General features: G+C 46.6%; 13 protein-coding genes. 10 read left to right on the top strand and 3 right to left on the bottom strand.

Going from position 1 to position 12,137, the window contains the following annotated elements:
• Both PCO85_02895 and uxaC read right to left on the bottom strand, forming a co-directional pair.
• Entirely contained in the window at positions 1–1,452 is a 1,452-nt protein-coding gene (locus PCO85_02895; protein WJV54433.1) for a tagaturonate reductase, read from the bottom strand.
• A 115-nt stretch (positions 1,453–1,567) separates the two neighbouring features.
• Entirely contained in the window at positions 1,568–2,977 is a 1,410-nt protein-coding gene (gene uxaC, locus PCO85_02890) for a glucuronate isomerase (GenBank protein ID WJV54432.1), read from the bottom strand.
• Between the two features lie 559 nt (positions 2,978–3,536).
• Here uxaC and PCO85_02885 point away from each other — a divergent pair.
• The 9 genes from PCO85_02885 (at position 3,537) to PCO85_02845 (ending at position 10,256) form a co-directional block, all read left to right on the top strand.
• Positions 3,537–4,832: an MFS transporter gene (locus PCO85_02885; protein ID WJV54431.1), complete on the top strand. Its 1,296-nt coding sequence runs from the start codon at positions 3,537–3,539 to the stop codon at positions 4,830–4,832.
• A gap of 216 nt (positions 4,833–5,048) precedes the next feature.
• Positions 5,049–5,825, top strand: coding sequence for a transcriptional regulator ExuR (exuR, locus tag PCO85_02880; GenBank protein WJV54430.1), 777 nt, complete (start codon positions 5,049–5,051; stop codon positions 5,823–5,825).
• 421 nt (positions 5,826–6,246) lie between these two features.
• On the top strand, positions 6,247–6,921 hold the full coding sequence (locus PCO85_02875; protein WJV54429.1) for a DedA family protein: 675 nt from the start codon (positions 6,247–6,249) through the stop codon (positions 6,919–6,921).
• Position 6,922: 1 nt separating this feature from the next.
• On the top strand, positions 6,923–7,297 hold the full coding sequence (gene mzrA / locus PCO85_02870; GenBank protein ID WJV55974.1) for an EnvZ/OmpR regulon moderator MzrA: 375 nt from the start codon (positions 6,923–6,925) through the stop codon (positions 7,295–7,297).
• A 219-nt stretch (positions 7,298–7,516) separates the two neighbouring features.
• Positions 7,517–7,822, top strand: a complete 306-nt coding sequence (locus PCO85_02865) for a YqjD family protein (protein WJV54428.1) — start codon at positions 7,517–7,519, stop codon at positions 7,820–7,822.
• Positions 7,823–7,826: 4 nt separating this feature from the next.
• Positions 7,827–8,222, top strand: coding sequence for a phage holin family protein (locus PCO85_02860; protein ID WJV54427.1), 396 nt, complete (start codon positions 7,827–7,829; stop codon positions 8,220–8,222).
• Positions 8,219–8,509 (top strand): YqjK-like family protein, encoded by a 291-nt coding sequence (locus PCO85_02855; GenBank protein ID WJV54426.1) that lies wholly within the window; start codon positions 8,219–8,221, stop codon positions 8,507–8,509. Before PCO85_02860 ends, PCO85_02855 begins: the two co-directional genes overlap by 4 nt.
• A 242-nt stretch (positions 8,510–8,751) precedes the next feature.
• The gene (locus PCO85_02850; protein WJV54425.1) at positions 8,752–9,147 is read left to right on the top strand and encodes a DoxX family protein; all 396 of its coding nucleotides are present in this window, start codon (positions 8,752–8,754) and stop codon (positions 9,145–9,147) included.
• 107 nt (positions 9,148–9,254) lie between these two features.
• The gene (locus tag PCO85_02845) at positions 9,255–10,256 is read left to right on the top strand and encodes a glutathione S-transferase family protein (GenBank protein WJV54424.1); all 1,002 of its coding nucleotides are present in this window, start codon (positions 9,255–9,257) and stop codon (positions 10,254–10,256) included.
• Between the two features lie 130 nt (positions 10,257–10,386).
• On the opposite strand, the gene PCO85_02840 is transcribed toward PCO85_02845, so the two are convergent.
• Positions 10,387–11,283: a LysR family transcriptional regulator gene (locus PCO85_02840; GenBank protein WJV54423.1), complete on the bottom strand. Its 897-nt coding sequence runs from the start codon at positions 11,281–11,283 to the stop codon at positions 10,387–10,389.
• 109 nt (positions 11,284–11,392) lie between these two features.
• On the opposite strand from PCO85_02840, the gene PCO85_02835 reads away from it, so the two are divergent.
• The gene (locus PCO85_02835) at positions 11,393–12,103 is read left to right on the top strand and encodes a pirin family protein (protein ID WJV54422.1); all 711 of its coding nucleotides are present in this window, start codon (positions 11,393–11,395) and stop codon (positions 12,101–12,103) included.
• Positions 12,104–12,137: the final 34 nt, after the last annotated feature.

Here is a 12,137-nt window from a genome sequence, read left to right as displayed (position 1 = left end):
TTAGCAGTAACTCTCTAGCGCCGCACGCATACCGCGTTCAACGATAGATTGCAGTTGTTCAGTCACCTGCTCCACCAGTCTCGGCACATTAATCAGGTCCTGTTCCCAATGTTGAGCATTACCTAATACCGCAGTAACCACTTGTGCCAAGGTAGTAGTATTGTCTTTTACGCCACTCCATAGCGCCTGATAATGTTCCAGCCACTGCGCATCATCCTGTAATGGGTAACTCTCTCCGTTACGCTCGCCACGGTAAAAAGCGATCAACGCCGCCAGAGCAAAAGTAAGACGATGCGGCAACTCTCCGTTACGCTCACGGTAGGCCAGCAATTGCGGCAGGATACGGGTACGGAATTTTGTCATGCCGTTCAGGGCAATAGACAACAACTGATGCTGAATAAACGGGTTTCTGAATCGGCTTAATACCGCTTGGGCAAACGACATCAATTCGTCGTGCGGTAAATCCAGTACCGGGACAATTTCTTCGGCAATGGTTCTTTCCACAAATTTACTAATCTGGGCATCATTCATGGCCTCACCAACAGTATCCAGGCCCGCCAGAAACGCAACCGGTACCAGCGCTGTATGAGCACCATTGAGAATCGCCACCTTACGTTCTTTGTAGGGTTTGATGTCATCTACGATACGTACATTCAGGTTCAGTTTATTAAGGCGTAGTTCTTCCGCCAACCACTGTGGTCCCTGAATTACAAACAGATAAAAATATTCGGCAGTATCCAGGAATGTATCCTGATAACCCAGTTCCTGTTGCAGCGCCTCGACTTCGGCTCGCGGATAACCGGTGACGATACGGTCGACGAGCGTAGAGCAGAACGTATTATGTTCATTCAGCCAGACAGTGAACGCCGCTGGCAGATCCCACTGCTTGGCATAACGCAATACCAGCTCTTTCAGTGCTACACCGTTGTAATCGATCAATTCACACGGCAGTAATATCCAGCCTTTGTCCGCTGCTCCGGCAAAATGGTTGAAGCGCTCATACAGCAACCGAGTCAGTTTGGCCGGGAAGCTGGCAGGTGGCGTATCGGTAAGACGGTCTTCAGCGTGATAGCTAATACCTGCTTCTGTCGTATTAGAGAAAACAAAACGAATGTTAGCATCATGCGCCAACGCCAGATATTCATCGAATTGGCGGTAAACATTAATTTCACGATTAACAGAACGAATCAGCCGCGGTTCACGTACCGCGTCCCCTTGTTCGTTAAGCCCACGGATAATCGTGGTATACAGACCATCCTGAGTATCAAGAGCAGGTGGGAAATCAGTGTCTATCGGACGAACAACCACAACACCCGCATCCAAATCAGTATGTTCGTTTAACAAGTCCAGTTGCCAATCGATAAAAGCGCGAAGGAAATTGCCTTCACCAAATTGAATGACGCGATCAGGGTGATGACGCCCAGGAAAATCACGGCGATTTAACGTTTGCATTAACGATGCTACCTCATGACATGAATAACAATCAGGGATAGGGTTGATACAAACCATCACTACCCCAGAACAGAAATCGTGGATAGGGCACCATTAATGATGCCCGTTTTTACCCTTACAACTCGATGGCGAAATAACGCTTGGCGTTATCAAAACAGATGTTTTTTACCATTTCGCCCAGTAGCGGCAGGTCAGCTGGCGCCTCCCCGTTTTCTACCCAATGGCCAACCATCTGGCACAGAATGCGGCGGAAATACTCATGGCGGGTATAAGAAAGGAAGCTGCGGCTGTCTGTCAGCATACCAACGAAACGACTCAACAGGCCTAACTGAGCCAACTGCGTCATTTGACGTTGCATACCGTCTTTCTGGTCATTGAACCACCAGCCGGAACCGAACTGCATTTTCCCCGGCATACCCTCACCCTGGAAATTACCAACCATCGTACCGATTACTTCGTTATCCCGCGGATTCAGGCAATATAGGATGGTTTTCGGCAGCAGATTTTCTTCATTTTGTTTACTAAGCAGACAGGACAGTTCCTGGGCTAACGGACGATCGTTGATCGAATCAAACCCCACATCCGGCCCCAACAGCTTGAACTGACGTAGGTTGTTATTACGCAGTGCACCAATGTGATACTGCTGGACCCAACCGCGGCGTGCGTATTCCGCGCCCAGCCATACCAGTACAGCTGTTTTGAACTGCGCCACTTCATGTTCATTCAGGGTTGCACCGGACAGACGACGCGCCAGAATGCTATCCAGCGTGGTCTCATCCGCTTCGGCGAACAACACAACATCCAGTGCATGATCAGATACTTTGCAGCCATGCGCAGCGAAGTGATCCAGCCGCTTGGTCAATGCTGCCTGCAAATCACTGAAACGACGGATATCGGTATCAGACACTTCACCAAGCTTCACCATATAATCATTGAAGGCCGGTTGTTCGATATTAAACGCTTTGTCTGGTCTCCAGCTTGGCAAAACCTTAATAGAGAAACTGCTATCTTGGGAAATCGTTTTGTGATGCTGCAAATCGTCAATCGGATCGTCGGTAGTACCGACCATTTTCACATTCATCTGCTGCATAATGCCGCGAGCCGTAAATTCATCTCGTTCCAGCAAGTCATTGCCACGCTGCCAGATAGCTTTGGCTGTCGCCGGTGACAACAGCGTACCTGTGATACCAAACGGACGACGTAATTCCAGATGGGTCCAATGATATAGCGGATTACCGATGGTGTGAGGAACTGTTGCTGCCCAAGCCTCAAATTTTTCCCAGTCGCTGGCATCACCGGTACATAAACGTTCCGCCACGCCGTTAGTGCGCATAGCACGCCATTTATAATGGTCACCCTTCAACCAGATGTCATACAAATTTTTAAAACGATAATTCTCAGCAATCTGCGCCGGCGGCAAATGACAGTGATAATCAAAGATAGGTTGATCAACCGCATATTCATGATACAGACGGCGAGAAAACTCGGTGTCTAACAAAAAATCTTCACTCATAAACTGGGGCATGTTTCGCTTCCTCACAATGCTTTTACCAACCAACGTGGTTGTTCTCACAAAGATATCACACCAATTATGTTCGATAACTTATCTCATTAGTGAGGTCATGATCGCAAAAAAAAGGCATTCTGCCGTAAAAAGCCGCATTCCCTATGCATAAACCCACTTTATGAACACATCAGGACCAATTTTTTTATTCCGTATGAAAATAATGGTTTTGTGATATCACTCAATTTTTAAATTGGTATGACAAATTATTGTAGCGCTGTATGACACAGGGATTCAATCTCAATATTGTCAACAAGGTTGGTTTTCCTACTAAGAAAACGATGACGTAGATAACAAGACAACGATGCAACCCGCCATTCGGACAAAAAATCACCGCATGGTTTAACGCTCGGTAGCTGCCATGGTTTACATCTTTATGTCGGAAATGATGTTTTAGTGGAAAGTTATACCAGCGAGTCGACAAAAAAAACTATTCATCCCGTCACTTTCGGCGTGGTTTGTACAACATCGTGGCAGTACTTGTTCCGCTACGGTGATTTAACTCGGAGAGATTTTTGAAATGCGTAAAATTAAAGGGTTACGCTGGTACATGATCGGCCTGGTTACCATCGGTACCGTACTCGGATATCTGACGCGTAACGCAATTGCTGTCGCCGCACCAACGTTGCAGGAACAACTTCATATTACTACCCAGCAATACTCCTACATCATTGCTGCCTATTCTGCCTGTTATACCATCATGCAGCCCATCGCAGGCTATGTACTGGATATGCTTGGCACCAAAATAGGCTATGCCGTGTTTGCCATCTTATGGGCGCTCTTTTGTATAGGAACCGCACTGGCAAACAGTTGGGGTGGGTTGGCTGTTGCTCGTGGCGCGGTCGGTATGGCTGAAGCAGCCATGATTCCAGCAGGTTTGAAAGCCAGCAGTGAATGGTTCCCGGCCAAAGAGCGTTCCGTCGCCGTAGGCTACTTCAATGTAGGTTCTTCTATCGGTGCAATGATCGCTCCACCACTGGTGGCCTGGGCAATTATCATGCATAGCTGGGAGCTGGCGTTTATCATTACCGGTGTATTAAGTCTGGTCTGGGCATTAAGCTGGCTCTATTTCTACAAACACCCTAAAGATCAGAAGAAACTGAGCGATGAAGAACGGGATTATATTCTGAGCGGTCAGGAAGCACAGCACCAAACCAACAACGCCAAGAAAATGTCGGCCTGGCAGATTATACACAACCGTCAGTTCTGGGGTATCGCCTTACCGCGTTTTCTGGCTGAACCGGCCTGGGGTACATTCAACGCCTGGATCCCGTTGTTCATGTTCAAGGCATATGGCTTTAACCTGAAAGAAATCGCCATGTTTGCCTGGATGCCGATGCTATTTGCAGACCTGGGCTGTGTTATCGGTGGTTATCTGCCCATGCTGTTCCAGAAATATTTCAAGGTTAACCTGATAGTCTCCCGTAAACTGGTCGTCACCATGGGTGCCGTGTTAATGATCGGCCCAGGGATGATCGGTTTGTTCGCCAGCCCTTATATCGCTATCGCACTTCTATGTGTCGGTGGTTTTGCCCACCAATCACTTTCTGGTGCGCTGATTACCTTGTCCTCAGATGTGTTTGGTCGTAATGAAGTTGCTACTGCTAACGGTTTAACCGGTATGGCAGCATGGACGGCAAGCACAATGTTTGCTCTGGTGGTGGGTGCGCTGGCGGATACGATGGGCTTCAGTCCACTATTTGCCGCACTGTCCGTGTTTGACTTGCTGGGTGCCATCGTTATCTGGACCGTACTGCAAAACCGCCCAGCAGACGAAGTCGCTGCAGAAAAAACCATATTACATGCTGCGCACTAACACTGATAAATTTTAGTTTCCTGCCTTTCATCCGGTATCATCTGATGCCGGATGAACCTTCCGCATATATTTTTACCACAATGAATAACTGTGACCCGTGATGTTGGTTGCAACTGAGGATAAGTGGTATAACAAATTATTTCAGCGTTCAACAAAGATAGTATCCGTAGCACTAATAACCAATTAGAGCTCGTCATCTATCTAAAGGCAGGCATCATGGCACTCACAGAATCTCGACGACTTTATCAACAATTAGCAGCAGAATTAAAACAGCGTATTGAAAACGGTGTTTATCCGGTTGGCGAAAAATTACCGGCTGAACGTTATATTGCTGAAGAAATGAATGTCAGCCGCACAGTAGTGCGTGAAGCAATTATCATGCTGGAAGTTGAGGGTTATGTTGAAGTCCGCAAAGGTTCAGGTATTCATGTCATGTCCAATCAACAACGCCACCTCTTGCCTTCCAGCAGTGAAACCGAATTTATTACCGCCGGTCCGTTTGAGCTGCTTCAGGCCCGTCAATTGATCGAAAGCAATATTGCGGAATTTGCGGCGACACAGGTGACTCGGCAGGATATCTTACAATTGATGGAAATCCAGGAGTACGCCCGGCAGGAAGACCGCTTCCGCGATTCAGAGTGGGATCTGAAGTTCCATGTACAGGTTGCTCTGGCCACACAAAACTCAGCAATGGCGACCATTGTGGAAAAAATGTGGAGTCAGCGTGTGCATAACCCCTACTGGCGCAAGTTGCACGAACACATTGACGATCGATCCATTGAAAGCTGGTGTGAAGAACACGATCAAATTCTGAAAGCATTGATCCGTAAAGACCCTTATGCCGCTAAGCTCGCTATGTGGCAACACCTGGAAAACACTAAGCAGATGCTTTTTCGTGCCACTACCGATGACTTTGAGTTCAATGTTGATCGCTACATGTTCGCTGAAAATCCAGTAGTACATCTCGATCAAATGCCCCACAGTAAACTCTGATTTTTCCCGTTTTTGCTCCATCTTTGTGGGGCAAAACATTCATTAATCATCTAGTTTTGTCAGTAAGTGTAAATATTACATGGTTCACCTCTCCTCTCCCAATAAACCGCGCCTCATAGACCTTCCAACGTAATATTCCCCTGTCTCATTTCCACCTATTTTGTTACAGTTAGAACTCCTTTTTTACGATTAATCGGCCGTGATGGCATAAAACCGCTGAAATAAGATGTCGCTTTCAATCAGGAAGACTAAAACACTATGTATCAGCGACATTGAGCGTAAAAAATACAACACCATCGGTTAATGAAATGAACAACAGAATTAATAAAACATGCCGAGACATACGAAATACGCCGCCCGATGAATAGAAGATTGATTACCCTAACGTGGTCCCATCAATGCCGCAGTACAGGAATACCGGATGGATATAATTAAAGAACTTTTGCACGCACTTTGGCACCAGAATTTCGAGGTACTTGCCAATCCAAAATTGATCGGCACAGTCTATCTATTGCTATTTTTGATCCTGTTTCTGGAAAACGGTCTACTACCTGCTGCTTTTTTACCTGGTGATAGCCTGCTGATTTTAGTCGGTGTGTTGATTGCTAAAGGCACGATGAATTATCCCTTTACTATCCTGTTACTGACTACCGCCGCCAGCCTCGGGTGCTGGGTCAGTTATATTCAAGGGAAATGGTTAGGGAATACGCGCATTGTTCAGGGTTGGCTGTCACATTTGCCTGCACATTATCATCAACGCGCACATCAACTTTTCCATCGTCACGGTCTTTCAGCACTACTTATTGGCCGCTTTTTGGCATTTGTGCGTACACTATTACCCACTATTGCAGGGCTGTCCGGCTTGAATAGCACCCGCTTTCAGCTGTTTAACTGGATCAGTGCATTACTGTGGGTATCCATTCTGGTTTCATTGGGTTTTGCGTTAGGGAAAACACCGATATTTCGGAAATATGAAGATGAGCTGATGTTCTGCCTGATGTTACTGCCACTGTTGTTACTCTGCATCGGGCTCGCTGGATCGTTAATCATTCTTTGGCGTAGGAAACGAGCCACCAATGCTGGAAAAGGAAATTGAGATGATCGCCCACTGTCTGAAACACAAATATGTCTGGCGTATCCTGTTGATCGTGTTACCCGCCATTATCCTGACACCTTCGTCACGACACCCACAGGATGATGCGATGTTACACATCACGCCTCAGTATCAGGGCGCGACACTTCCTGATGGTTTTTATATCTACCAGCGGTTGAATGAGCGGGGCATCGGTATCAAAAGCATTACGCCTTCCAATGACAGCATTATTGTTCGCCTTTCTTCACCAGAACAAAGCAGTGCAGCACGTGAAATATTGAGTATGTCGCTCCCTCAGGTGAATGTGGTTACACAGGCACCAGATCCAACACCTTTCTGGCGACATAAACTCATTCAGCAACAGTCCAAGCTGGGCTGATTTTCTCAACCTTACACCTGTTTTTTCTCTTTAGATCATTCTTGGCGTCTTGTTCCTATCTTCCTGTTTTTTTGCCCACAGCATTGCCTGCTATCAGCACTGTATTGACTGTCCGTTTTACTGCGTTCTATTGGAATTATCATGATGAGCGACCAGGCAAGTCGAGAAATTTTGAACTATAGTTAGGTTTTAAGATTCATCATATTAGGGAGTTTTCACATGACTCAAGAATCAAGCTCTGACCAATTACGCGCGGAATTGCGCTCATTGAGTGACACACTGGAAGAAGTGCTGCGAACTTCCAGTGACAAATCCAAAGCTGAAATGGAAAAGCTACGCGGAAAAGCAGAAACAGCGCTCAAAGAATCACGTGAACGACTGAATAATGCCGGAGAACACATCGCCACCCAGACTCGTGAAGCAACGGAGCACGCGGAAGAATACATTCGTCAGAACCCCTGGACTGGAGTGGGGATCGGTGCAGCTGTCGGTATTGTACTGGGTATACTGTTGGCTCGCCGCTAGTACTATGACAGAACAACAACGACAAGGTCCTGCCAGCAGCGCCATCACCTCAGCCCAGCGCATCATTACGATTATAGTCGGAATGGTAGAAACCCGGGTCCGGTTAGCGGTCATTGAGTTGGAGCAGGAAAAAACAGCGCTGATCCAGTTACTGTTAGTGGTCGAGCTGACACTGCTATTTACTGTCTTTGGCTTAATCGGCTTAATTACACTGATAATATGGAGTGTAGAACCTCAATACCGCCTCATGACTCTTGGCTGGATTACTGGAAGTCTGTTTATTCTTGCGCTGATCGGTGGAATATGGACGCTTAGGCATATTCGTAAATCGACACTGCTAAAAGCAACCCGCAAAACGCTAGAAGCTGACCGAGCATTGCTTGAAGGCAAATCAAAATGAACCGTCGTCTACAGTTAGAACAGGAAAAGGCACATTTGCTCCGCACCATTGAACAGCAACGTCTCGATCTGTCTGCTGAAAAGACACGGTGGCTGTATTCCACCCGCCACGCTGACCACTATTGGCGCATGATGATGGACGTACGTAAATACCTGATATTAGGATCTGGGCTCGCGGTGCTGTTAGGCTTCAAACACCGTAGACGGTTAAACCGATGGTTACGCAAGGCGGTTCGTATTGGGGAAGCGATAATACTTATTCGAAATACCTTCACCAACCACTCGTGACACCTGCTTCATTGTTTCTGCATACTACCTATATCTCCCAGATATAGGTACTTTCTCTTATCGCCCGCATAAATAGTCAATTTTTCTGAAAAAAAACGACAGTTTTACTTACTGGCTTATCGTTTCTCCTACATCTAATATCATCATCGCCTGTTACAGGTAGCCTCTTGATATACGCTATTGCTGGATGAATGACTTATAACATCGTACCGGCTTGCACAAAATAATTGGAGATAATGTTGATGAAAAAATTAGACAATAGCCTGCTGCTGATCGCTCGTATTTTAATGCCAATACTCTTTATTGTTGCTGGTTACGGCAAACTTGGTGCCTCGTACGCGGCAACTCAGCAATATATGCAGGCTATGGGTGTTCCCGGTACGCTGCTTCCATTAACCATCCTGCTGGAGCTGGGTGGTGGGCTGGCAGTATTGTTCGGTTTTCTAACCCGTACTACAGCACTATTCACCGCTGTCTTCGCCCTGCTGACCGCTTTTCTCTTCCACAGTAATTTCGCTGTAAGCGTAAACCAAGTAATGTTCATGAAAAACCTGACCATTGCGGGTGGTTACCTATTGCTATTCGTGACTGGCCCGGGTGCTTTCAGCATTGACAACTTACTGAATAAAAAGTGGTAGAAACGGCATTACCCCCGCCGGTATTGCCTTTATTTTACAAATACCATGGTGGTAAACAGATGAACGTTGCTGTCATGGTTTCATGTATTTTCAGGAAGGTATTCAAAATGGGACAATTAGTTGATGGTGTATGGCACGACACATGGTATGAAACTCGGTCGACCGGTGGTCATTTCAAGCGCCCGGAAACATTTTACCGCAACTGGGTTACACCTGATGGTAAACCAGGCCCCACAGGCAAAGGTGGTTTTAAGGCTGAGTCCAGACGTTACCATTTATACGTGTCGCTAGCCTGTCCCTGGGCACATCGCACACTGCTATTCAGAAAATTAAAAGCACTGGAAGAACACATTGAGGTCTCGGTAGTACATCCGTTAATGCTGGACCAAGGCTGGACATTTAATACTGACTTTCCCGACACAACAGGAGACAAGCTTTATCAGCACGAATTCCTTTACCAGCTCTATCTCCATTCACTGGCTGATTACAGCGGACGCGTTACCGTTCCCCTACTGTGGGACACGCAACAACATACTATTGTCAGCAACGAGTCCGCTGATATCATCCGCATGTTTAACAGCGCTTTTGATGATATGGGTGCTGCACCTGGTGACTACTATTCGCCAGCGCTGCGTCAGCAAATCAATGAGTTAAATGAATGGATTTATCATCAGGTAAATAATGGTGTCTATAAAGCAGGGTTTGCAACCAGCCAGGCTGCTTATGATGATGCCGTAACCAACTTATTTTCTGCATTGGATAAACTGGAAAACAGGCTCAGTTATCAACGTTACCTGACAGGTGAACGACTCACAGAAGCTGACCTTCGCTTATGGACAACACTGATCCGTTTTGATCCTGTGTACCATACCCACTTCAAATGTGACAAACACCGCATAACTGATTACTTCAACCTGTACGGTTTCGTAAGGGATATCTACCAACTACCTGGCATCGCCGAAACAGTAAACATGGATCATATCCGTCACCACTATTACCGCAGCCATCCCACCATCAATCCACACGGCATCATTTCCATTGGTCCCGAAAGATCATTTTCTGATCCACATGATCGATCCACCCGATTTTATGAAAAATTTTTAGGATAACCGGGGAATAGGGAAATCAAAAACACCCGTATAGCCTCTTGAATCTACCGTGCAATGTAGATTCAAGAGAGTTATCTACAAGTAGTAAAAGGAGTACCCGATGCTCCTTCTACTTAATGATGAATAACCATCACTTCTGAATAAGCAATTTTGGAATCTCACGTAAAAACCAGGACTTTGCCTCACCCATACTATCCCGTCGCCACGCCATAATAATCTGACTTTCAAATGTGTTCTCTGGACTGACAACACGCAACCGTCCCTCAGCGATATCTTGAGCCACCATATCATAAGGCATAGTTGCCACACCTAACCCGGCCAGCAGTGCACGGCGTTTATCATCCATAGAACTTACGGTAAGACGAGGTTGTTTATCCAACAGTTGTACTGTCAATACCGGACGTTCACGCGCAGTATCCGCAATAGCAATCCCCCGGTATTTAACACGAGTAACCTCGGACAACGGCTCTGGTTCATCATGAATTGGATGGTCTGGACTTGCTACACAAACACTTTTCATCAAATACAGTTTACGTGTATTGATTTCAGATGATGCGCGGAAATGCATGTCGGGTGCGATGACAATATCGGCCCGACCTTGTTCCAGACATTCCCAGGCACCAGCCAGCACCTCCTGAATTAGCGACACCTGGGTGTTGGCCTTCAAGGACAGCTTATTCAGTAACGGAAACAATCGTTCAATCGGAACCAGTGCTTCAATCACAATCGTTAAATGCGTTTCCCATCCACGCGCCAGTGCTTCTGCATCAGTGGTGAGCTTATCCGCCGCATCCAGCAAAATACGTCCGCGTTCCAGCAGCATCCGACCAACATTGGTGAATTTGGTACGATGTCCGGAACGGTCAAACAGAACCACATCCAGCTCATCCTCCAGTTTTTGCATGGTATAACTCAGGGCTGAAGGCACCCGCCCCAATTCGTCCGCTGCAGCGGCAAAGCTTCCCCGACGGTCTATGGCATCCATGACCCTTAAAGATTCTAACGTTAATGCCCGCTCTTTTGCCATTTTATACTCATTCAGAATTTTTGAACGTACAGACCAGATTAACTGGCTAGCAATCCAGCGTCCAGCCAATTACTATCTAATACATGGATAATTTTACAGGCCGAAGACCATGATCATTAGCAAAGCAGCAGAACATTGCGGTCAGGCTGACTATGGCTGGTTACAGGCACGTTATACATTCTCTTTTGGTCACTATTTTGACCCCGAACTACTAGGTTATGCTTCTTTGCGCGTGCTTAATCAGGAAGTCCTTGCCCCTGGCGCGGCTTTTCAACCTCGAACCTACCCACAAGTAGATATTCTCAATATTATATTGCAGGGGGAAGCCGAGTACCGCGATAGCAACGGTAACCATGCCAGAGCAAAAGCAGGCGATGCGCTATTATTGGCCACGCAGCCCAATGTCAGCTATAGCGAACATAATGCTTGCCATAAAACATCACTTACGCGCCTGCAATTATGGCTGAATGCCTGCCCCACACAAGAAAACCGCACCTTGCAACGAGTCTCTCTGGATAAAAAAGGCTGTCATTTGCTGGCGTCACCTGAAGAAGCTCAGGATCAGCATAGTCTGTACTTACGTCAGCAAGTATGGATCTATCATCTGGATCTCAATATCCACGAGCAAAACACCATTACACTAAACGGTAATCGCGCTTATTTACAGTCAATAAATGGAACAATGCGAATTAATGGCATCACGCCAGAAAATAGCAGAACGTTGCATTGTGGTGATGGTGCCTTTATCCAGCAGGAAGCCAAAATAACCGTTCTGGCGGAAACGCCAATACGAGCGCTGCTCATCGATCTGGTGGTCTGATACTCGGACCAGGTTGTCTTTTCGGTATTTTTGT

It is taken from the genome of Prodigiosinella aquatilis, from assembly GCA_030388725.1.
Lineage (GTDB): Bacteria > Pseudomonadota > Gammaproteobacteria > Enterobacterales > Enterobacteriaceae > Prodigiosinella > Prodigiosinella aquatilis.
Note: the sequence above shows the minus strand (reverse complement) of the source record. Positions and strands in the feature narration are given on the sequence as shown.

Excerpts from the sequence above, each read along its gene's own strand:
- PCO85_02895 (WJV54433.1), bottom strand. The coding sequence starts at position 1,452 with ATGCAAACGTTAAATCGCCGTGATTTTCCTGGGCGTCATCACCCTGAT.
- uxaC (WJV54432.1), bottom strand. The coding sequence starts at position 2,977 with ATGCCCCAGTTTATGAGTGAAGATTTTTTGTTAGACACCGAGTTTTCT.
- PCO85_02885 (WJV54431.1), top strand. The coding sequence starts at position 3,537 with ATGCGTAAAATTAAAGGGTTACGCTGGTACATGATCGGCCTGGTTACC.
- exuR (WJV54430.1), top strand. The coding sequence starts at position 5,049 with ATGGCACTCACAGAATCTCGACGACTTTATCAACAATTAGCAGCAGAA.
- PCO85_02875 (WJV54429.1), top strand. The coding sequence starts at position 6,247 with ATGGATATAATTAAAGAACTTTTGCACGCACTTTGGCACCAGAATTTC.
- mzrA (WJV55974.1), top strand. The coding sequence starts at position 6,923 with ATGATCGCCCACTGTCTGAAACACAAATATGTCTGGCGTATCCTGTTG.
- PCO85_02865 (WJV54428.1), top strand. The coding sequence starts at position 7,517 with ATGACTCAAGAATCAAGCTCTGACCAATTACGCGCGGAATTGCGCTCA.
- PCO85_02860 (WJV54427.1), top strand. The coding sequence starts at position 7,827 with ATGACAGAACAACAACGACAAGGTCCTGCCAGCAGCGCCATCACCTCA.
- PCO85_02855 (WJV54426.1), top strand. The coding sequence starts at position 8,219 with ATGAACCGTCGTCTACAGTTAGAACAGGAAAAGGCACATTTGCTCCGC.
- PCO85_02850 (WJV54425.1), top strand. The coding sequence starts at position 8,752 with ATGAAAAAATTAGACAATAGCCTGCTGCTGATCGCTCGTATTTTAATG.
- PCO85_02845 (WJV54424.1), top strand. The coding sequence starts at position 9,255 with ATGGGACAATTAGTTGATGGTGTATGGCACGACACATGGTATGAAACT.
- PCO85_02840 (WJV54423.1), bottom strand. The coding sequence starts at position 11,283 with ATGGCAAAAGAGCGGGCATTAACGTTAGAATCTTTAAGGGTCATGGAT.
- PCO85_02835 (WJV54422.1), top strand. The coding sequence starts at position 11,393 with ATGATCATTAGCAAAGCAGCAGAACATTGCGGTCAGGCTGACTATGGC.